Below are 22154 nucleotides of genomic sequence, written 5' to 3'. Positions count from 1 at the left end.
TTTGCTAGGCAAACCACAAAAGAAGCATGGGTGTCCTTCTCTGTTTTGCTCAAATTTTTAGAGAAAAGCGAGCTAATCACCAAATAAAATATCTTCCTGCGTGTCTAGCCACAGTGGAAATTTGAACATTGCCTTTGAGAACAAACGGCTTTGCAAATGGGCATTTAACCAAGCTTGCAAATGGGTATATGGCCCCTGCAAGTAAAGCTGACGATTCACCTTTGAGAACTGGCGAACAAAAGGTAATAAGGCGTAATCCAATAAGCTGGCTTTCTCCCCCATCAAAAAGGCATGCTGGCTTAAGCGCCGCTCTAGCGCCTGAACAAAAGGCTCACACTTTAATCTACATGCTTCTAAGTCACCGTGGTGGTAACGTTTAGCGTCTTTGTAGCGCTCGAGATCGGGTTTAAACTGTTTATCATTTTGTTCAATAACATTAAGCATTTCAGCAAGCGCATCAGGATTAGATGCACGCAGTAAATCTTCGGGGTCATTACGTTGTAACGCCCATAACATAATGTCTAAGCTCTCATCAATAATCTGTGCTTCCCTAGAATGCTGCTTAGCGCTCTGCTTTCCATCGGCTAAAGGCTCAATAACTAACACTGGTACAGTAGCTTTAGGTGATACTGCCAGCATCTCTGCGGGTTTGTTTTTCATCACTATGGGGCGTAAGTGTATTGTTTGCTGAGCAAGTAATATTGCCAAGCGCGCACGCATTGCGTAAGGGCAGTTTTGCAGAGAGTACAAAATGGGTAAGGTTTTCATTATGCGTTTAACAATCCTTTGTTTAATGCGGGCTAATACACTTCATGGCCAATAAGACTAGCATTTAGTTTAGCTCGGTAGGCAATACAAGTTGACCACTTTATTGAGTGTCCAAGCTTTTGGTACTCAAACCCAAAGGCAATAGTATGCACTCAGCAAAGATACTTAAGGACATAACTGAAAAGGGTTTTGATGGCTTAAAAAGATTCTGTTGGTTGAGGATAAGAATTCGCGCGACTAAATTGGGGATGGGAACAATCCATCTATATGTGCCTGTTACAAGGAGATGACTAGCGTACCAATGCTAGTTGCAAAACCGCCCACCTTTACATCAATTACTCTTGAATGTTCAGATTGAATAGATGCGGTAATAATAGACGCACTTCCCATCGCCCTGCCTTGCTCAAAAACATAATCACTACCCAGCGCTAAATGCTCTGAAAGATAGCACGCTAAGGCGCCACTAGCGCTACCTGTAGCAGACTCTTCAGGGATACCAAACAACGGGGCAAAGTTACGACAGCTAGCTGTAAGTTTATTTTCCAACTTACAAAGTTCAAAAACATGAAAACCTACCAGCTTATTCTGTTCGCAAAAATCAGCGATAAGCGCATCATCAGGTTCAATTGAATCTAAACACCCTTTAGGTACAGGAATAATCACATCCGCTAGTCCTGTTGAAATAACCTCTATAGGCAACTTAGTGCTTGCTAGTATGCCTCTTTCAATACCTATAACATTTGAAATTTCTTGGTATGTAAAACTATCAATTTTTTTAGGTAGTTGCTGGTCCATAACGACCCTACCATCTGGTTCGATAGTCACAGACAACAATCCTGCTTTTGTACGCTGAACATAACAGCCTGCAGCAAGAATACCGTTTTGGTAAAGGGTAAAAAACGCAGCGAGTGTAGCGTGGCCGCAAAAATCAACTTCCCCAGTGGTAGTAAAGAAAGAGACTTCGTAATCAGCTTCATCATCACTAGAAACAAAAGCCGTTTCAGAATACCCAACAGCTTGCGCAATGTTTAGTTTTTGAGCATTCGATAGTTGTTCCGAATTAAGAACAACACCAGCAGGGTTTCCGCCTTTACCATCTACAGTAAATGAGTTGACCAAGTTAACTTCAATACTCATTAACGCTCTCTCCCTGTATGAGGTTGCTATCATTTTCGGCAAAAATACAATAAGTAAAACGAATAAAGCTTTTTACTGTTTTCTCCTCGCACAAATAGAAATATGTTGGCCTTTTACACGGAGTAATGACCAACTCTTTTTCCAGTTAAATCCTTATTATGTACTTTTATCTATTGATGATTTCGCCAACTGCTCTGCGGCATCGGCTAAACGCTGTATATCAGATTTTGTCTGTTCACCTGTTTCTACCTGCTGTTCCATCAAGTTAACCATCTTTTGCTGCGGGGACTTACGCCCAGAATATCTTCGAGCCAACAGTACCCATACAGCGATCAACAGGAGCATTGGGCTCCAAGATATAAGCAGCTTCTTCCACCGATTATCCGTTTTTTGGGGAACGCTAGAACTATCACAACTACCTGATGGGTAGTTGCCGTACGAACTAATAACGCGAACTTTGTGAGAAGAATATGATTCTTCAGGCATTGTGGCTGACGTACCCAGCTTGAACACTACACTATCATTTCTGGGAATAACGATTGAGTAGAGACTTTCTGTAATCGCATCTATCAAATTACCTTTATCATCGAAAAAACGTATTTCCAAAATGACATCCTCAACAGGGTACGTTCCGCTATTCTTAATCTCCCCTACAACGGATACCCACACTGAATCTTTGTAATCACTCATTATCACCGATGAATTATCAATTGCTAAACTACTATCTTCGTTTGCGAATGAGGTGGTCGAAAAAACCAAAAATAGAAACAATAAGGGAACTTTAGTAAATACAGGCATGAACTTTCCTTGTTTAAAATTACATACGCCGAAAACAGTAACGGAAAATCCGTCCACCTATTCAAAGCGATGCTACCTTTGTTTATTAGATGATTGTTTGTTAACTGCTGTTATTACGCTAAATGGACATTATGTGGTGATATCTATGCATGAGTAGAGCACCGTATTTAACTGAAAAACTCCAGTTGGAATGCCAGAATCAGAACTAATGTTTAGTAGTTTATCTCACTACTCGGCCACTAGAACCGCTCAAGAACTGAAACTTCCATTTACTTTCGATAACACTAGTAGCTCAACACAACCTGCGTTAAAGCTCGTGTATAGTTATTTCAGCCCTCCACATAAATATGTAATGACACTATAAGAAATTATCATTTTTTCCTATTTAAATCAGCTAGCTAAATCAATAAAGATAAAATTAACAATAATATAAATAAAAGTAAGAAGTAGTCTGAACACTCGCGTAAATAGTAGAAAGCGTGAGTCAAATAGTATGGGGGGTTAACGAAAACATCATAATCAGCGTCGTAAAGACCACAAATAATTGTTGAAGTTTTAGCCAGTAGTTCTCTATAATCCCTCCACCTAATCTAATGGAGCTAACGCCATAATGAAGTACTAACCACCTGACATCCAATTTATATCAACCATTTGGACACTCGGGGTTAGTGGGCGTTACTTTCGTCATTTCTTATCTACAAAATTTGAGCATATTGCTGTTTTAGATCCCGTTCGATCTTTGTCTTGGCAATCTCACCTAAGTAACGGCTAAGCCATTCTCATTGAATAGAATGGCGCGACCCCTTTTACACGTTTAACGTAAAGGGAGGCAGAATTATGCCTGTATTATCAACCACCCAATTATCATTTCAGCTCGATAACGGTGAATGGTTATTTAGCGATATAAGCTTTAACTTAGCGCCAGGTTTAAGCGGCTTAGTGGGCCGCAATGGCGTGGGCAAATCTTTGTTCGTTTCCTTGTTACTTGGCCAGCTTAACGCCACCCAAGGCAGCGTAACCCGCCAAGGTAACATTGGCTTTTACTCACAATTACCGTCGCATTTATTAGACAGCAATATTCGGATTGATGAATATTTGGGTATTAGCGAAAAATTGGCGGCTTACCATGCGATTGAGCAAGGCAGCTGTAAACCAGAGCATTTTGATTTACTGGGCGAAGACTGGGAGGTAAAAACTCGTGCTCAGCACACCTTAGAAAAACTAAATATTGCTGAAAGCCTTGATGCGTATTGCCACACCTTAAGCGGTGGGCAACTTGCCCTACTCCAACTACATCGCTTATTTGAATCCGACGCCGACATTTTGTTGCTGGATGAGCCCACTAACCACCTAGATTCAAATGGCAGGTTGTGGTTAATAGAGCAATTAAAGCACTACCAAGACCAAGCATTAATAGTTAGCCACGACCGCCAACTGTTAAGACAAGTGAGCACTATTTATCAGCTCACGCGTTTAGGTTTGCGCTTTTATAGCGGCAACTACGACGAGTATTGGGCTCAATCTTCTGCGCAAAGTGACGCTTTAGACAAGCAAATTACTCAAGTAAAATCAGAGCAAAAGAAGATAGAACGGCAAGCCCAAGCCAATAAGGAAAAGGCTCAGCAACGGGAAGCGAAAGGAAACCGAATAAGAAAATCGGGCAGCCAGCCAAAGATTTTACTCGACGCAATGAAAGAACGCGCAGGCCAAAGCCTCTCTGCAACGGCCACTATGCAACAAAACCAACGTGAGCGAAGCCAAGATAAACTGCAAGCCTTACAGCAACAAAAAGAACAGCTAAAACCGCAAGCTTTGTATTTGCAACAATCGGAGCAAACCAAAAAACGTAGCTTGTTAAGCATTAAGCAATGTTGCCTAGCCTTAGGCAACAGCGAACCTGTTACCTTTAGCCTATCGCAAACTGAAAGGGTCCACTTAAGTGGCGCGAACGGTTGTGGTAAATCCACCTTACTAAAAGCAATAAACGGAGCAGAGACTCAATATAGCGGCCTTATTACAGTGAATACCAACACCGTGTATATGGATCAGCATTTTGGTTTGCTCAATCCTTTAACGAGTCTGCTAGATAACTTAACCACACATTGCAGCGGCCTGCATCACAGCACTGCGCGCACACTCTTAGCAGGTATTGGTTTTAGACGAGACTTAGTACACCGAGAAGTTGCTCTGCTAAGCGGTGGCGAAAAAATGAAACTAGCCATGTTAATGGTGAGCCACATGGTTAATTCGCCATTGCTGCTGTTAGATGAACCCGATAACCACTTAGACATAGAGTCGAAGCAACTACTGGCAGAGGCATTAAACACCTATAAAGGTGCGTTTATTTTAGTGAGTCATGACGAGGATTTTGTGCGAGATATTTCAGCTTGCGAAGAAGTTGTGATGAGCTAATTAACACATACAAAAAGTAAGTAAAAAAATACCAAGGCCAAAGGAATACCTTAGGCCTTTGGTATTTCATCTTTCAAAGCTAACGCTTAGTGATTCGGTTTTCACTGCACCACGCTCAACGGTTTTAAGCGGCAGTATAAAATTGCCCCTAACGCACCGAGCAGGTGGCCTATATGGTCAACGCCCATATCCAAGGGGTCGTTAGAATCACTGTCAAACTCTGAGTAGAAAGCCAGCATTAATGCCATAAACGAGAACAGAAAAATGGCAGACAACCACTCTTTAAGCGTTAACTCCTCTTCATCGGTAAAATAGGCTGCAGCAAGACCAAAGACACCGCCTGAAATACCACATACAGCAATATTTTCTGAATAGAATAGTATTGACGGTATAGATGCGAAAGCGCCAACAACAAGGACAGCAAAATACCTTTTAGCTCCAACTCTGCGCTCATAAGCAGAAGCGAGGCCTAAACCAACCATATTGGCTGCAAGATGGACTAAATTCCCATGAATAAAGAGATGGGTTATCGGCTGTAATGGCCATTTAAAAAACTGTTCGCCATCATTACTCAAAGCCAATGTGTGATACAAATATTCATCTACAGTAATAAAGCCAAAGTTAGTGGTGACTAGAAATACCACAATGATTAAGACTCCCGAACATACCGATGCCCACACACTCTGAAGGTTCTCTTTATAAGTGACAGCACTGGCCTTCAAACTGCTTGGCGCAGGCTTGATAGAAACTAATAGGCCAACATAAATGGTTACTGTGATAAGGAATAGAATCATTGAGCGAATGGTATATTTTTCTCGATGTGTTGCTGCACATCAGGCAGTAACTTTGCAATCTTTTCTACACCCTTAAGCTGGGCTTTTACCGTTACTTTTCGATTATTTTTAAAGGTAAACTTCATTGGCCTTTGAAGCAATCCCTTGCCTATTTTTACGCTTTCAATCTCATCAAATTCGAAAAAGTCATGCTCTTTAAACTTACCTAACATGCTGAGTTTATGGAACGAGATACCTTTTTCAGTTACCGCTAAGAAATAGGATTTCATACTTAATATAAAAAGAGGTCCGATCAAGAAAAATAACCAAATATTGGGAGGGCTAATAGCTTGAAAAAAACCAATAAGCGCATCGCCCTCATTCAGATTATCTTTGATGTATTCTTGAGCCTGTTCTTTATTCATCACTACTCCTTGTTATGCTATCTAAATCATTACAAACGCTTATTATAAGCAAGCGCTCTTCTTATAAAGCCAATATTATCAGCAACCTGAAGACATAAAAACAAGAACATCAGTAAATAGAGGAATAGAAAGATAAATGAATAGATATAAGGGGTGACAAACAGCTGCATCGCGCTTAACCGAAGGTTAATCAATCTAGTGAACACAACTAGCTAAAACAGGTTTACCGTTGTTGGTGCAGAAATGCGTTCGCGAAGTAATCTAGCCACTTAAGGGCTAAGCAAAGCTAGATTGCTTTCTAACAAACGGCCTTTAAAATAGTCCCTAGATAGCTAACGCTATATCAAGCGCCTACTTACAAACCTTGGCTATATTGTGCATTGGTCCGTACGGTGACCATCTCACTTAAGTGTTGCTGCGCTTGTTCATCGCCTTGCAAGAAGCGCTCAAATTGAGTGACTAATTCAGCTTTATCTAACTCTGCTTTAGAGCCAGCTCCAATATTGGTTAAGTCGATAAAGAATTCGTCAAACTGCCCAGCGAGGTCATTCACAATATCAAAGTTTAAGAACTGCTCGTGGTTGTAAATACTCGGGTAACCGCCCTTTTGTTTATCTACGGCAAACGACACACCTTTCACGTTAGTGATAGTGGTAGCCTTAGTACATTTGAGCATGCAACCGTCTTCAATCGCGGGTTTGTTACAGCCAACAGTTTGTTGGAAAAAGCACTGGCGGCTGGTCATCATCAAAATAGGATGGTAGATGCTGTAGAGCATTTTAAAGTTGTCTGGGCGAGTAATGTTTCTAATTTGTAGGCGGTTTATTTCGTTAGATATAAAGGCTCCCGCACAATTCAACTCTTCCTTAAGGGTAAGCAAAGCGTAAGAGTTAGTGGTATTTAAGAATGGGCCCGCTATCCACTCTATGTCCATTTCAAATGCCTTGTAAGCAACACCAGTATTATTGCTTACTATTTTTGCTGGGCGAACTTGTTCTAATAAGCGCACCGCTTCTAAATAGTCTTTCCCAATAAGTACTGCAGGAAACCAAGGGATTAAACGCGGGTTACGCAAGAAAATATCTATGTACTTGTTACAGCCCTTTTTAAAGCTCTCTGGCAACTTAAAGTAAATATCCGATTCGGTTAAATCACATAGCGGCAGGTCTTTCTCATCCGCAATCAGTATCGACATACTTGGCTTGCTAGTAATGCGCTGGTGTTTCTCAAGCGCTGGTACTTCTACCACTGGCACTATAGGCACCGAGTTATTCAGTAGAAATGCCGCTTGGTTTTTAAGTTCGGTTAACTCTTTATAAGGAATGCTTAAGTTTTCATCTAGCTCACTGCAATCAAACGCCTCAACGCTAAAGTCGTTAATAGCAAAGTTTTTAAAACGTTTTTCAATGGCTTCGGCATTTAGCGTAATTTTAGAGGCTACTCGCAACGAAGATGTCGTTTGCAGGCGATGCACTTTGTCGTTATCACCAATGGTCATGGTTACACATAGCGGTGTATCTAAAGAGCCTGAGAACGCCATTGCCAAAGGTTGCTTGGCAATACTTAGGTACTTAATTTTTTCGGCCAGTTCTTCACCAATTTCGTTACGCTCGGCGTGAAGGCCTTTTCTGGCTTCTTTAATTTCTACCACCGATATGGCGTTATATTTTTGCACCGCATGCTGCACACTGTGGTCGCGTGGGTTATCAATAAACATATCTTTGGTCAGGTTGCCCTGCAGAAACGAGTTAGTGAAATCGCGGTTAAACACTCGGTGTAGGTTTGAGTCATCTTCCAGCAACTGGCCGCTTTCTACAAACTTATCCACTTGCTTACGCCAGCTATCGACAACCGTGTAAACATAGTGAGCGCCTTTAATTCGGCCTTCAATTTTGAGTGAGTCTACTTCAGCATCAACCAACTGCGGCAAATCAAAATAAGCAGAGTTATCTTTTAGGTTAAGCGGGAAACGATTGCCAGCAGCGGTAATTTCGTATTCGTCGCGACAGGCTTGGCTGCAACGGCCTCGGTTACCAGAGTTACCAACACTTACCGAGCTTGAGTAACACTGGCCAGAAAAGGCAATACACAAAGAGCCGTGCACAAAAACTTCGGTTAATACGTCGTGCTGGTGTGCTAAGGCAGTTAAGGTTTTAATTTCCGGTAGATTTAGCTCTCGCGATAAGTTCACTCGCGTAGCACCGAGTTTAGCCAAGAATTCAATTTGGCCTTCGTTATGTGTAGTAAGCTGGGTAGAAGCGTGAATGTCCAAGCTAGGAAAGTGCTTTTTAACTAAGTTAAATACTCCCAAATCTTGAACAATAATGCCGTCGATACCGGAATTAACCAGTTTGTTCAGCAGCTTAACCATGGCGGGAATTTCTTGTTCAAGAATTACCACATTTAGCGTTAAAAACACTTCACAGTCGTACTTATGCGCTAAGCGTAATATGCCACTGAGATCTTCAAAAGAAAGGTTAGAGGCTCGGTTACGGGCATTAAACGTATCTAAACCACAATACACCGCATTAGCCCCGGCAATTACCGCCGCTTTAATGGCTTCTACATCACCACCAGGGGCAAGCAACTCTATCTTTCTAGTCATTGTTTCAAACTCACTTTACTTGGGCTAACAGCCTTATTTTTACTGCGCGGGATTTTAACGGCAACCGAACACTATTGCTACAGTTAACTAACTTCGTCCAATCTTAGTTATTGAGCCCATTGCATTTAGTCATTCCAGGCTATATCACTTGCCGCTAGCCAAGCTTACTTTGGCGATTCATCCCACAAGCCACTAAGCAGCGACTAAACTATGGGTAGAACCCACAGCTTATGGTGGGCGCTTAATAGCAAATGACCGATTGCTCGAACAATCAGGACTAAAGCTTATGGCTAATAGCAATTCATACCCTAGCAAAAAATCTACCGGCACTTGGCAAGTGGTGGTTGCTGTTATTATCTTAGTGACCAGCCTCATTGCTGCGTTCTACTGGGGTTACAAAGACATTCACTTTTTAGTGGTCAATCCCGAGCTATCCGATAAAGGCAGCGATATTTTTCTCAAATACCTATTTATTGTGGTTGCGGTAGAGCGCGCTGCTGCGGTGTTTGTGAGTAACTACCGAAATCGAAAAGTAGCTGACTGGACTTTAAGAATATCCAGAATTAAAGAAACCCTGTCAGATGAAAGCCAACACCTTAATGTACTAAAAATGGTATTTGAGAGGGAAATCCAAGTCGCCCAAAAAGTCTTAGATAAGCAAATGGTTGATTTGCTTATTCCGCCAGAAGACAACGCCGATGAGTACCGTGCTGCGCTACTTTGCATTAAACACAGTTACGAATTCTCGCTAGCTAGGCATCAATCTACCTGCAACCGCGATGTGACCTTTTTTGTGTTTATCTCGGGTATTGTGCTGGCATCACTAGGGCTTAGTATTCTTAGCGATGTAATGATGAACTTAACTGAAATATCCGGCATACACGGCCACTTAATAAGAATTGCAGACGTATTAGTTACCGGTGGTTTATTAGGTGGAGGCAGCGCGGGGCTAAATTTTGCTTCAACACGATTTGCAGAGCTGATGAAAAAGAACTGATGTCACTTGCTTATCTAAACCTTTGCCTCGGCATGGAGCACTTAGCCTAAGCGACTATTTTTTCGACAACTAAACCATTGTTATTGGTGCGACCTGCAATTAGTGATTTAAGCGCTGTTATTAAAGGTCGCTTTACCGTATGTTGGAACAAAGTTGCTCAGTAGCGAGACCATTAGTGAAAAAGTATAAACATGAAGCGCAGTTACTCAAAAAAGCCTTACAAATTGGCGAGGTATACGCACTGCAACGCGGTTTTGCCAAGTTTCCTCCCGGCATTTCAGAGAAAGACAAAGTAGAAGCTTTATACATGCTGTTGGCCGAAGACAAGCGACTTACCCCGCTCCCCAAAGACAAAATCACCGGCCCAGAAATGCGCCACAAGTTGGTATTGTGGTTAGCGGGTCAATTACCTAAAGACCATGAGCTATTAGACGGCTAGCACCGGTTCAAGTTATCGATTTAAAAGCAGCGCTTAAGTGCTGCTTTTTTATGTTTGTTAAATATACTCACTAATTATTTCCCCTGCTAAACAGCCACATTGAAGCTCCCGAGAACAACAATACGAAGTCTTCAGTTGCAATAAATGACCTTTTTGTTATTTTTAATGATAATAATATAAATATAAACTACTGTTATGGGATACTGCTTTAGAACTTAAAACAGTATCCAATGTGGCTTTATCAAAGTTGTAATAAACGGCGACTGATGTTTTTAAAGTAAAACCTCAAATAAGATAGGAAGCTTTATGAGTAATAAAGGAATAAAAGTTGACTCACGATTACTTAAACACCTTAGTTAAAAAGGGGCTCAGCCAAGAGCAACTATCTGACTATAGTTATGAAGTTTATCAGTATGTGATAGGTGGTAACAAAGTGGTGTCTAACAAACCTCTCGTTACCACCAACCTTTCAAGAATAAGCACCAATACTAATTAGAACAAATACAACTCATCGACGACTCATATACAACAGGCTGATTATTAAATACTTTATTAACTGAAGCAGCAGACATTGATGCTAAAAAAGCACTGTATTCAAGTGCAAATGTTACTTTTTCTCCTACCATTAGCGACGCGTTGGGGGCTTCAACAATGAGATGGTCACTACACGAGGAAACAACACTTATGCCATCAGGTGGTTTAAGCCCAGTAACACAAACATCTTGTCGTCCTAAAGCTAAAATGGTTTGGGCAACTGCCCCTCTATCTTTAACGTACTCTTTTTCGCCAAAGGCATTTATTCCTCGCTCTCCCCAAGGAAAAGTGGGTTTAACCTTGGCCTCTATCACCTCTGCGCTTAGGGTAATGGCATCTGTATATAAACCCTCTATTGGCGCTTGCTCAGCTGGCACACAGCCTAAAAAAATCGCTTCGCCAACACGCAGGTTATTAATTCGAGTTTTCTCAATATTGTCTAAAGCCCAGTTAATTGACGCAGAATTTCCCCCGGAAATCACATCCAGTTTGAGCCCAAAAACGCTCTCGGCTTCATCCACAAGTTCAGATAGCAATTTCATCTTTTGGTCATCGGGTGCAACCCCGTAACGGCAGGCTAAGTTTGTTCCTATCCCCCTAATCGTAATATTGGGTAACGGTAGAACTTTACGCATAAAATTGATCACTCGATCAGGCATTACCCCCTCTCTTAAATCGCCCAGTTCCACCATAATTACGATGCCGTGATTTACATTTAACTGGGTGGCCGCTAGGGAAAGCCGCTCAATAACTTTAATTTCTGAGTTAAGGCTAATATCGCAGTATTTTACAACTTCATCAGCCTGGCTAAGCATGGGGGTGCGAATCAGTATTTTTGGAATACTAATCCCCGACTCCACCATTCTTTTAATGTTTTCAATTCTCGAATCGGCGAACATCTTTGCCCCAGCATCGAGCAACAGTTTCGCGATAATTGGATGCCCTAAGCACACTTTAGTTACCGGGGTAACTGATATATTTTTCTTTGCCAGTTGGCGAATCAGCAGCCGGGCATTATGCTGAATTTTGTAACAGTCAATGTTTACCCTTGGGTAACTCACTTACTGTCGACCAGTTTTTGCGCCAATAAAGGGTAAGCGGTTAACACCATTTCCACCAGTTTCTGCGTAGGCTGAGTAAGAGGGTCTGTCACCGGCATGTCATACATTTTGGTGTAAGCGGAGATCTCTAACAACATCTCTTCGTTAGACATTCCCTCGTGATTCAATGAAATGCCAATAACGGAAGTATTTGCAAAGGTCTCTATAAGGTTTATCTCAGATGCAATAGAAGGCACAAGCATAGAAGGAAAATCTATTCTATACATTCGCTTAGGTGCATGCTGCAAGATTATCCCTGTAGGGCAACTGCCGCGCAAAATAAATGAACTAGTAGAAAATGCCGGGTGGCTCAAAGCACCTTGCCCCTCAACAATAATAATATCAGGGTTTTCTTTTTGATAAGCCTTTAGCACCACTGCTTCTAGCTCTCCAGCACAAAACTGCGAGGGAACGGCATCTAAAGCCACACAGTAAGCAGCACCTTGCATAATACCTGTTTGACCAGTTGCAATCATCACCACATTTAGGCCTTTTTCTCTCAGTTTCTCTGCGAGTATTGTGGCGGTAGTGCGCTTGCCTAATGCACAATCGGTTCCCATTACTGCTACCCTTGGGCAATTAACATCATGGATTTTACCGCTAAATGTGTGCAAGTCTTCTTGCTTCTTAGGTTTACGAATATCGAGAATATGCACGTTATTGGCAATACTTGCTTGCTTGAAAATGGGGTCATCATTCAAAAACTCATGCAGGCCATTAACAATATTCATGTTTAGCGACATGGCTTGCAAAATCATGTCTTTTTCAGCGTGGGACAACAACCCACTAGACGGTGCAATACCAAAAATAAAGTAATCGGGGACAGTTTCGGCAAGGGCTATTGCCTCTTCAATATCACTTACTATTGGAATGCCATTTGGCTTATTGTCGAGCAACTCGCCAGAATCTAAGCCAGCAGACTGACTATCAATAACCGACAGTATTCGATAGTTTTGCGAATGCCTAACCAAACCATTGGCAGTTTTCCCATCGGTTTTTCCAAAGTTACCCTCACAAAAAACAATGGCCGAAGGTATTAAAGGGGTTAAGCATTCGTAGAGCGGAGCAACGGCGGGGTAATCCGTCGAAATTAGGTCAATTTCTAATGCTTCATTACTGTTAAACTGAGTTGCATTTGGCAAATTTACTGTAGAGCTGGACATAACTAAAGCCTTGTGGATAAGGCTTAGGAGGGCGACTAAGGAGTGCCGAGATGTAAGTTCGGAAAAGAAAAGAAGTCCCTACTAAGCGGTAGGGAGAAAAAACATACTAACACACCGCAAGCATCAGGAAGGAAATAATTCAAAACCAACACTTTGAGGTGAAGATGACGCTACTGCGCGTCCCCGATAATGCTCAGGTCAAATAACCTACATACTTACTATGAAGAAAACAGCAAATACTCAAAGGCCTTTACTTATTCACCCAATGCTCTGCAATTTTCTCTCGTGTGGCATACCACACCCCTTCAAACTGCTGGGTATATTGAATAAACCGTTGCAACGCGGCTAGCCTAGCTGGCCGCCCAACTATTCTGCAATGCAAGCCAATACTAAGCATTTTGGGTGTGGTTTCTCCTTCGAAATACAACACATCAAAAGCATCTTTTAAATATTGGTAAAATTGCTCGCCGCTGTTAAAGCCCTGTGGGGTAGCAAAGCGCATGTCGTTGGTGTCTAGAGTATAGGGCACCATTAACAAGGGTTTGCTGTAGTTGTTGTCCCAATATGGTAAGTCGTCGGCGTAGCTATCAGCGCAATAGAGAATATCGTCACGTTCGGCAATTAACTTTAGGGTATGCGGGCTGGTGCGGCCGGTATACCAGCCTTTAGGTTTCGAGCCAGTAGTTTGTTGATGAATAGCAATGGCTTGCTCTATGTGTTCACGCTCTTGCTGCTCGCTAAAATCTTGATAGTGAATCCATCTTAAACCATGGCTGGCAATTTCCCAGTTGGCATCTAACATAGCTTTTACCGCTTCCGGGTTGCGCTGCAGGGCCATGGCAACGGCAAACACGGTTACTGGGATCCCTTGGCTCACAAGCAAACGATGCAAGCGCCAAAAACCCGCTCGGCTACCATATTCGTAAATAGACTCCATGCTCATATGGCGATCGGGATATGCCTCTGCCCCAACAATTTCCGATAAAAACTTCTCGGAATGACTATCACCATGTAATACGCAGTTTTCGCCGCCCTCTTCATAATTAACCACAAACTGCAGGGCAATTTTAGCCTTGTTTGGCCAGTTGGCCTGAGGGGGATGTTGGCCATAGCCGACTAAATCTCTGGGGTAGTCATCTTGCTTATTTTTTTTATCTGTCATGTTGCTTCCTAACCCACCAGCTGACGCGCTAATTGGTGATGCTGTGCCTTAAGTTGGTTTAATTGCTCACGAGTGGCCTCGGCATCTTCAATCACCCACTTACCGGCCACCATTAACTTACTCACTTGACTCGCACCACATAAAACTAGCGCAGCTAATGGGTCGTGAGCGCCAGAAAAGTTAAGCCGGTCTAGTCTATATAAACCAATATCGGCTTGTTTGCCTGGCGCTAATACACCTATGTCATCGCGCCCTAACACCGCTGCACTGCCTTGGGTTGCCCAGTTCAGTACTTGATGGTGAGTGATTTGGTCGGCGCGATAACGTAAGCGTTGTTGCATAAGCGAATGACGTAACTCTTGAATCATGTTCGAGCTGTCGTTAGAGGCTGAACCATCTACCGCTAAACCTACCTTGCAGCCAGCGGCTTCTAGCTCTAGCGTTGGACAAATGCCCGACGCCAACACCATGTTAGAAGTCGCACAATGAGCAATACCAACGTGGGCTGCACCTAAGTGCTGTATCTCGCGCTCATCAAAATGAATGCCGTGAGCAAGCCATGTTTGTGGACCCATCCAGCCACAATGTTCTAAGTAATCCACCGGTCGCATGCCCAGCTTTTCTAAGCAAAAGTCGTTCTCATCAATAGTTTCGCCTAAGTGAGTATGTAAACGCACACCTTGCTGCTTAGCTAAGCGGGCGGTTTCGCACATTAATGCCTCGGTAACCGAAAACGGCGAGCATGGCGCTAACGCCAAGTTCAGCATGCTACCGTTGCTGGCATCGTGATAACGCTTTATTAAACGTAGGCTATCGTCGAGGATCTGCTGCTCGGTTTGTACCACGCTGTCAGGCGGTAGGCCGCCATCTTTTTGCGACAAACTCATGCTGCCGCGCGTTAGCATAGCGCGCACACCTAAGTGCCCCACTACCTCCGCTTGTATGTCTATTGCTTCACTAAGGGCGTGATTAAAAACATTGTGATGATCGGCCACCGTAGTCGCACCACTTAGCATTAATTCCCAACAGGCTATTTCAGTGGCTAGCTCAATATGCTTGGGTGTTAAACCACTCCAAATGGGGTACAAGGTTTTAAGCCATGGGAATAAAGGCTGGTTAATAGCGGCGGGTAAACAACGAGTCAATGTTTGATAAAAATGATGATGAGTATTAACAAGGCCAGGCAGCAACACCATGTCGCTGGCGTCTAGTTGTTGGTCTACGGTAACAGTGGGCTGTTTGCCGGCAGCCACACATTCAATAATTTGGCTACCTTGAATCACTAAGCCACCGGCTACGTCACGCTCGGCGTTAGGGCCAGTTAATGCCCCACTAAAAACAGCTAAGGGATTCTTTATCCACAGAGTTTTACTGGCTGATGGGTTGTTTGCAAGCATTTGGCTGCTCTTATCCTTTTTAAGCGTATAGCTAAAAGGATAAGCAAAAAGCTGACCAATCGCTCAAGAAAATAAATTTATGACGTTAAACCAATACCACGAAGAATAATATCCACTAAGTTTTGTTCAGCTTGGCTAAACTCTTCAACGCTTAAGGCTTTACCGTGAATCATTCGTACTTCAGTATCAAAATCCGCGTAAAACTGCGTCGCTCCCCAAATCAAAAATAACAGATAAATCGGTTCAATGGGCTGAATTTTTCCTTGGTCTATCCAAGTTTGAATCAAGCTGCATTTTTGCTTACTCCATTCAATAACGGGAAACTGCAAATTGTCTTTTAGATTAGGCGCACCTTGGATAATTTCCATGGCAAATATACGTGAGCTTTTAGGGTGGCTGCGGCTGTAACGCATTTTGGAGCGAATATAAGCACTAATAGCCACGGCCGGGTCATCATCGGCGGTAGTATGTTCAAAGGCGTCATTCCACATGGCAAGAATGTCTTCTAACAAGGCGCGATACAAACCCTGCTTAGATTTAAAGTAGTAGAGAATATTGGCTTTTGGCAGCTCAGCTCTATCGGCAATGGCTTGCAACGAAGTGCCTTGATAACCGTGTTTCACGAACTCATTGGTCGCCGCTCTTAAGATGACCGTTTCATTCTTTTTTCTAATTGCGCCACTTTGGGTTGCCGTAGCTTTAGCCATGCTGAGTCACTCTCCTTGTTCCACCTTTTTAAGCGTCATATTACTTACGAAAGCATTATTAATGATTAACTTATAAATCACTAGTGCAAACTGCAGTTTGCTAAAAAAAGCCATGAACGCACCATAAAGCGCCATTTATTGCCATACTTCGCACCAACTAAGCACAACAAAAAACAAACAATTGCAACTTATTAGCTACAATAGTGAAGTTGAACACTTGGTCAGATTTATGCAATGCAAATGGCTTACCGATCGATAGAAAAATAAGAATGGACTCAAAATGAAACAAGACAATCTCTTGTTGTCGTTATGGCAAGTGTCTAAGCGCTATCCCGGCGTAGTGGCCAACGACAAAGTGAGCTTAACGCTAGCCAAAGGGGAAATACTGGCCTTACTCGGAGAGAACGGTGCAGGAAAATCTACCCTAGTAAAAATGATTTACGGCGTCGTACAGGCAGACGAAGGCAGCCTACTTTGGCAAGGAAAGGAAGTAGCGATCCGCTCTCCCAATATGGCTCGAAGCATGGGCATTGGTATGGTGTTTCAACACTTCTCGGTATTTGAAACCCTCACCGTGCAAGAGAACATTGAGCTGAGCCTTGATGCAGGCTTTGTGAAAGACGCAGCCACTTTGCGCGCCAAAATAATTGAACTCAGCGCAGCCTACGAGCTGAAAGTAGACCCAGACCGCTACGTACATAACTTAAGCATTGGCGAGCGCCAACGCTTAGAGATACTTCGCTGTTTAATTCAAAACGTTAAACTGCTGATTCTTGATGAGCCGACTTCGGTACTCACCCCGCAAGAAGTCGCTGGTTTATTTAACGTATTGCGCACTCTAGCCAGTGAAGGCTGCAGCATTTTATTTATTAGCCACAAACTGAAAGAAGTCACAGCATTGTGCGACCGGGCTGTAATATTGCGCGGCGGTAAAGTAAGCGGTGAATGTGTACCCGCTAATGAAACACCAGATTCTATCGCCAGAATGATGGTTGGCAGTGAAGCCGTGTTGTCGGAGCGCTACCATAAAACCATTGGCTCCGACGAGCTGCTCGTCACCCGAGATTTAAGCGTACCGCCTACTAATCCTTTTGGTACCGGACTCACAAAGGTAAACCTTAGCCTGCATAAAGGCGAAATACTCGGTATTGCTGGCGTAGCCGGTAATGGCCAAGAAGATCTATTAGAAGCCTTAAGTGGCGAAGATACTCGAGCAGAGGCCGGCAGCATACTAATAAATGGCCGCAAAGTGGCCAAGCTAAATGCTGGTGAACGGCGCTTACTGGGCATGAGTTACGTGCCAGCCGATCGCCTAGGCCAAGGTGCAGTGCCAGACATGAGCCTAGCCGACAACACCTTGCTGACTAGCGCGCGCAAGGGCTTGGTGAATCGCGGTCTCATTTTGCCGCATAAAGTGGTTGAGTTAGCCAAGTCGATTATTCACCGCAACGACGTGAAATGCCACAACGCCCACGCGCAAGCTAAGAGCTTATCGGGCGGTAACCTACAAAAATTTATTATTGGTCGCGAAGTGGATCAAAACCCAGAAGTACTGATTTGTGCTCACCCTACTTGGGGGGTAGATATAGGCGCAGCCAGTTCAATTCATCGCCAACTCATTGAGCTGCGTGATAACGGCGCGGCCATTTTAGTGGTATCGGAAGATATTGATGAATTGTTCATGATTTCAGACCGCATTGCCGCCTTATACGAAGGGCAGTTATCACATGCGGTACACACCGAGCAAACCAACATTGAAGAGGTAGGTAAATGGATTGCTGGCAGCTTCATGAATGAAGATAAGCCGCAGGAGGATGTAAAACATGCTTAAAACTCAAGCGCGTTTAGAGTCTTCCAAACTGATGTCTTGGCTGTCACCACTGATTGCGATTGTGCTCACTATGCTGGTATCTAGCATTATGTTTTTGGCCTTAGGCATTAACCCCACCACCGCATTTAAAGTATTCATTATCGGTCCGCTTAGCGACAGCTATAACCTAGGCGAATTAATGGTAAAAACCACGCCTTTGTTATTGTGTGCCACCGGATTAGCGCTGTGTTACAAAGCGAACATTTGGAATATTGGTGCCGAAGGACAATTGCTAGTTGGCGCGTTGGTGGGCTCATATTTTGCGCTGCAAGCCAATGATGATTCAGGTTATGGCTGGTTAGCCATTACGCTGCTCGCCGGCGCGGTGGCAGGCATGTTTTGGGCAGCTATACCTACCCTGCTGCATCAGCTGTTCCACACCAACCTTATTCTTACCACGATTATGCTTAATTACATTGGTTTGTATTTGCTGCTATGGGGAGTACACGGCCCACTTATTGACCCTGAAGGCTTTGGATTTCCAGAGTCAGCCATATTTGCCGACGCGTTATTGCTCCCCACCATTATGGAAGATGGTCGTGCCTCAATCAGCATTGTATTAGCGGTAGTTTTTGCCATTGGTTCGGGGATTATTTTGTACCGCACCTTACCGGGATTTCAGCTGCGCGTATTTGGCTCAGACCAACCGGCCGCGCGATACGCCGGTTACAGCAGTAAGTTTATTATTTGGAGCGTGATGCTGAGTGCTGGTGCGCTAGCAGGCTTTGCTGGCGTGGCAGAGGTGACCGGCCCCATTGGTCAGCTCATTCCGCAAGTATCGCCAGGCTATGGCTATGCAGCCATTATTGTGGCTTACCTTGGCAGGCTTAACCCCTTTGGCATTATCTTCGCGGCCTTCTTTATGGGGACTTTATACATGGGCAGCGATTTAGCCCAAATTGAGTTGGGTATGCCTACAGCAATTACTGGCCTATTCCAAGGTATATTGCTGTTTTTCTTACTCGCGTGTGATTTTCTCATTCACTACAAAATCATCTGGCAGCCCAATAAATCAAACTCTCAAACTGCCCCAGTTAGCACCAAGCAAGGAGCCGCTTAATGGACATGGAACTGTTTCAACAAATTTTGGTGGCAGCCATCAAAACAGGCACACCGTTATTGCTAGTTGCCTTGGGCGAATTGATTTGCGAGAAATCGGGCGTACTTAACTTAGGCCAAGAAGGCATGATGTTAATGGGTGCCATGGCCGGTTTTGCCGGTGCTTACTTTAGTGGCAATTTAGCCTTAGGTTTGTTGCTTGCCATGGTGGCAGGCATGATGATGGCGGGTATTTTTGCGCTACTATCACTTAACTTAAATACCAACCAAGTAGCCACTGGCCTGGCCTTAACCATTTTTGGTTCAGGCTTAAGTGCCTTTTTGGGCGCAAGCTTAGTGGGCTCTACCGTTAATGGATTTAAGCCCATTGCGATCCCTTTACTGAGCGACATTCCTTTTGTTGGACCGCTGCTATTTAACCACGACATACTGGTTTATGGCAGCTTTGTATTGGTAGCAATATGCTGGTGGGTGGTAAACAAAACACGTGCAGGCTTAACCTTACGAGCGGTAGGCGAAAACCCCTACTCGGCCAACGCTTTAGGCATTAAAGTGATAAAAGTTCGCTATATTGCGGTACTTACTGGTGGTGCATTTGCTGGTTTAGCAGGCGCTTATATGTCTCTTTCTTACACCCCAATGTGGATGGAAAACATGACCGCAGGCCGCGGCTGGATTGCTTTATCTTTAGTTGTATTTGCCTCATGGCGTGTGGGTTACTTAATGGTTGGCGCCTACTTGTTTGGTGTTGCGTCTATCTTGCACTTAGTGATGCAAGGTATCGGTTTTACCATTTCACCCAACTTGCTAGCAATGATGCCTTATGTAGCCACTATTGTAGTGATGGTAATTATTAGCTCTAACCCTATTCGGCAAAAGCTGGCAGCCCCCATGAGCTTGGCCAAACCTTTTGATTCTAGACGCCATTAACTCTCTAGATATCAAGCTGAATCAAAGCCTCTATTTATTAGAGGCTTTGTTCTTTTGGTGACTAACAGCGCCAGTAAAAAATAAATATCACTGAATGGTTCAAGCAAAGTAATAAATTGGCGTATCATGCCTTCCCGCTTGTTGGAGACTCTATGACTTATTCGCTTTACTTGGCTCATATCAACGATACCCACTCCCATTTTGAGTCTTCTTTAGTCCATTTTTACATCAACTTACATGGACAACGCTACCAAATTGATGCGCAATGCGGAGGTTATGCGCGTATTGCTAGCGCAGTAGCCGAACAACGAAAAATAGCGAAACAACAGCAGATACCTAGTTTATTGCTACATGCAGGTGATAGCTTTCAAGGCAGTTTGTATTTCAGCCAATTCAAAGGCTTAGCTAACGCCCGTTTACTTAACTTGCTTATGCCTGACGCCATGACCATTGGCAACCATGAGTTTGATCTTGGTAACGCGCCAGTATCACAATTTGTTGATCAAGCTGAGTTTGCCTTGCTTGCTGGTAACATGGATTTAAGCCAAGAAGATCAACATAAACCTCAACCTTTAGCGCCACATAAAAACCTCTATCGCTACGATAATCAGCAACAAATAGCTGAGTACCTGCTCAAGCCTTTAGGCGATAAACAACTGGCAATTATTGGTATTACCCACGACCTGATGCATAACATTGGTTGCCCCGATGCTGACTGCCATTTCTTGAACGCCATTGAAACGACTCAAGCAACGATTAAGCATTTACAACAACAAGGCATAAAACACATCTTGGTATTAAGCCATTTAGGCCATAGCGGAGATTTAGCCTTAGCGGAAGCCGTATCCGGCATAAGCCTGATCGTTGGTGGCCACTCACACACTTTAACCGGTGATTTCTCTGAAATGGGTATTGAAAGTACTCAACAAAGCCAGCACTGGCATCATGGCTGCCTCATTCTACAAGCAGGTAAACATGCTGAATCTATAGGCTTAGAGCGCTTAGAATTTGATAGCGAAGGTAAGGTTATTTCGGTAGATGGCGGCGTGAGTTTTTTAATCGATAACCAGTGGCAAGCTTTGCAACATGGTCAGCCAGTATCACCCGAGATACGCGCTCAAATTGCTGATTATTTGGCGGCGAGTTCATTAGTGAGCCATTACCCTGATGATCAGCAAATGACCAAGATCATCAACCAAGAATATCGCCCAGTAATTGACGAAATGCGCCGCCAAGTTGTGACTACACTGAGCAAGCCATTGTTACACTCTAGAATGCCCACCAGCCAACTGCCCGAGGGCAGTGAAATATCACCACTGGTATGCCAAGGTTTTTATCAAGCCGCTAACGCCAAACAGCCCACCGATTTTGCCTTACATAACGCCGGCGGTGTGCGTGTTTCTTTAAAAGCGGGCCCGCTTACTAAAGCAGAAATATGCGGCCGCTTATTACCCTTTGAAATTGCCATTGTTAGCTATCTAGTATCAGGTAAACAATTATTGCAAGTTATTGAAAGCTCGATAGATAACGCCACGAACAATGGCTTGTTAGGCACTGGAGACGGCAGCTTTCCCTACTTTTACAAACTGCGTTACCACTACCAAGGTGATAAACCTGCAGGCCAACGTGTAAGCAAGGTAGAACTACGCTGCGGCGATATGTGGCAGGCGCTTGAGCTAAAAAAGAACTACCGAGGGGTCTCTTCGGCTTACACCTTAGCGGGGAAAGAGGGTTATCATGCCTTGCTCGATAGCTGGGATCATCAAGACCTAGGCATGACCATGAGCGACAGTTTTGTGACTTTTGCCAGCCAACAAAAACAGTTAGTGTAAACACATAACTCTCTGCACTCCTCAAAGCGAAGCGGCGAATACCAAA

Annotated in this window: 19 protein-coding genes; 8 read left to right on the top strand and 11 right to left on the bottom strand. The window is 43.6% G+C overall.

What is annotated here, in order from left to right; translation table 11 throughout:
- Nucleotides 1–72 precede the first annotated feature (72 nt).
- The 3 genes from ACLD71_RS14320 to ACLD71_RS14310 all read right to left on the bottom strand — a co-directional run bounded on the left by ACLD71_RS14320 (nucleotide 73) and on the right by ACLD71_RS14310 (nucleotide 2703).
- Nucleotides 73–768, bottom strand: a complete 696-nt coding sequence (locus tag ACLD71_RS14320) for a glutathione S-transferase (RefSeq protein WP_411991109.1) — start codon at nucleotides 766–768, stop codon at nucleotides 73–75.
- 276 nt (nucleotides 769–1044) lie between these two features.
- Nucleotides 1045–1905 carry a PhzF family phenazine biosynthesis protein gene (locus ACLD71_RS14315; protein ID WP_411991108.1) on the bottom strand — a complete coding sequence of 287 codons (861 nt, stop codon included), beginning with the start codon at nucleotides 1903–1905 and terminating at the stop codon, nucleotides 1045–1047.
- Nucleotides 1906–2061: 156 nt separating this feature from the next.
- Nucleotides 2062–2703 (bottom strand): hypothetical protein, encoded by a 642-nt coding sequence (locus ACLD71_RS14310; RefSeq protein ID WP_411991107.1) that lies wholly within the window; start codon nucleotides 2701–2703, stop codon nucleotides 2062–2064.
- Nucleotides 2704–3540: 837 nt separating this feature from the next.
- On the opposite strand from ACLD71_RS14310, the gene ACLD71_RS14305 reads away from it, so the two are divergent.
- Nucleotides 3541–5115: an ABC-F family ATP-binding cassette domain-containing protein gene (locus ACLD71_RS14305; protein WP_411991106.1), complete on the top strand. Its 1575-nt coding sequence runs from the start codon at nucleotides 3541–3543 to the stop codon at nucleotides 5113–5115.
- A gap of 101 nt (nucleotides 5116–5216) precedes the next feature.
- On the opposite strand, the gene ACLD71_RS14300 is transcribed toward ACLD71_RS14305, so the two are convergent.
- From ACLD71_RS14300 to ACLD71_RS14290, 3 genes are all read right to left on the bottom strand, one after another.
- A complete protein-coding gene (locus tag ACLD71_RS14300) occupies nucleotides 5217–5759 on the bottom strand; it encodes a rhomboid family intramembrane serine protease (protein WP_411991105.1) in 543 nt (180 codons plus the stop codon).
- 146 nt (nucleotides 5760–5905) lie between these two features.
- A complete protein-coding gene (locus ACLD71_RS14295) occupies nucleotides 5906–6313 on the bottom strand; it encodes a PH domain-containing protein (RefSeq protein WP_411991104.1) in 408 nt (135 codons plus the stop codon).
- A 355-nt stretch (nucleotides 6314–6668) separates the two neighbouring features.
- On the bottom strand, nucleotides 6669–8918 hold the full coding sequence (locus ACLD71_RS14290; protein WP_411991103.1) for a peptidase U32 family protein: 2250 nt from the start codon (nucleotides 8916–8918) through the stop codon (nucleotides 6669–6671).
- Between the two features lie 286 nt (nucleotides 8919–9204).
- Between ACLD71_RS14290 and ACLD71_RS14285 the strand changes: the two genes are divergently transcribed.
- From ACLD71_RS14285 to ACLD71_RS14275, 3 genes are all read left to right on the top strand, one after another.
- Nucleotides 9205–9915, top strand: a complete 711-nt coding sequence (locus ACLD71_RS14285; protein WP_137675130.1) for a hypothetical protein — start codon at nucleotides 9205–9207, stop codon at nucleotides 9913–9915.
- A gap of 175 nt (nucleotides 9916–10090) precedes the next feature.
- Nucleotides 10091–10354, top strand: coding sequence for a DUF5062 family protein (locus ACLD71_RS14280; RefSeq protein ID WP_137675131.1), 264 nt, complete (start codon nucleotides 10091–10093; stop codon nucleotides 10352–10354).
- Nucleotides 10355–10682: 328 nt separating this feature from the next.
- Nucleotides 10683–10850 (top strand): hypothetical protein, encoded by a 168-nt coding sequence (locus ACLD71_RS14275; protein WP_154675883.1) that lies wholly within the window; start codon nucleotides 10683–10685, stop codon nucleotides 10848–10850.
- Here ACLD71_RS14275 and ACLD71_RS14270 read toward each other — a convergent pair.
- The 5 genes from ACLD71_RS14270 to ACLD71_RS14250 form a co-directional block, all read right to left on the bottom strand.
- Entirely contained in the window at nucleotides 10843–11949 is a 1107-nt protein-coding gene (locus tag ACLD71_RS14270; protein ID WP_137675185.1) for an alanine/ornithine racemase family PLP-dependent enzyme, read from the bottom strand. The genes ACLD71_RS14275 and ACLD71_RS14270 overlap by 8 nt on opposite strands.
- Entirely contained in the window at nucleotides 11946–13151 is a 1206-nt protein-coding gene (locus ACLD71_RS14265; protein ID WP_137675184.1) for a DUF1611 domain-containing protein, read from the bottom strand. Before ACLD71_RS14265 ends, ACLD71_RS14270 begins: the two co-directional genes overlap by 4 nt.
- 250 nt (nucleotides 13152–13401) lie before the next feature.
- Nucleotides 13402–14313, bottom strand: a complete 912-nt coding sequence (gene puuE / locus ACLD71_RS14260; protein ID WP_411991102.1) for an allantoinase PuuE — start codon at nucleotides 14311–14313, stop codon at nucleotides 13402–13404.
- Nucleotides 14314–14321: 8 nt separating this feature from the next.
- The gene (locus ACLD71_RS14255; protein WP_411991101.1) at nucleotides 14322–15710 is read right to left on the bottom strand and encodes an 8-oxoguanine deaminase; all 1389 of its coding nucleotides are present in this window, start codon (nucleotides 15708–15710) and stop codon (nucleotides 14322–14324) included.
- A 77-nt stretch (nucleotides 15711–15787) separates the two neighbouring features.
- On the bottom strand, nucleotides 15788–16417 hold the full coding sequence (locus ACLD71_RS14250; RefSeq protein WP_411991100.1) for a TetR/AcrR family transcriptional regulator: 630 nt from the start codon (nucleotides 16415–16417) through the stop codon (nucleotides 15788–15790).
- Between the two features lie 280 nt (nucleotides 16418–16697).
- On the opposite strand from ACLD71_RS14250, the gene ACLD71_RS14245 reads away from it, so the two are divergent.
- The 4 genes from ACLD71_RS14245 (at nucleotide 16698) to ACLD71_RS14230 (ending at nucleotide 22108) form a co-directional block, all read left to right on the top strand.
- Entirely contained in the window at nucleotides 16698–18248 is a 1551-nt protein-coding gene (locus tag ACLD71_RS14245; RefSeq protein WP_411991099.1) for an ABC transporter ATP-binding protein, read from the top strand.
- Nucleotides 18241–19347 (top strand): ABC transporter permease, encoded by a 1107-nt coding sequence (locus ACLD71_RS14240; RefSeq protein ID WP_137675179.1) that lies wholly within the window; start codon nucleotides 18241–18243, stop codon nucleotides 19345–19347. The genes ACLD71_RS14245 and ACLD71_RS14240 overlap by 8 nt, the downstream gene beginning before the upstream one ends.
- Nucleotides 19347–20276 (top strand): ABC transporter permease, encoded by a 930-nt coding sequence (locus tag ACLD71_RS14235; RefSeq protein WP_137675178.1) that lies wholly within the window; start codon nucleotides 19347–19349, stop codon nucleotides 20274–20276. Before ACLD71_RS14240 ends, ACLD71_RS14235 begins: the two co-directional genes overlap by 1 nt.
- Nucleotides 20277–20428: 152 nt before the next feature.
- On the top strand, nucleotides 20429–22108 hold the full coding sequence (locus tag ACLD71_RS14230) for a bifunctional metallophosphatase/5'-nucleotidase (RefSeq protein WP_411991098.1): 1680 nt from the start codon (nucleotides 20429–20431) through the stop codon (nucleotides 22106–22108).
- Nucleotides 22109–22154: the final 46 nt, after the last annotated feature.

It is taken from the genome of Agarivorans sp. DSG3-1 (assembly GCF_046774965.1).
In the GTDB taxonomy this organism is placed as follows: Bacteria; Pseudomonadota; Gammaproteobacteria; order Enterobacterales; family Celerinatantimonadaceae; genus Agarivorans.
Note: the sequence above shows the minus strand (reverse complement) of the source record. Positions and strands in the feature narration are given on the sequence as shown.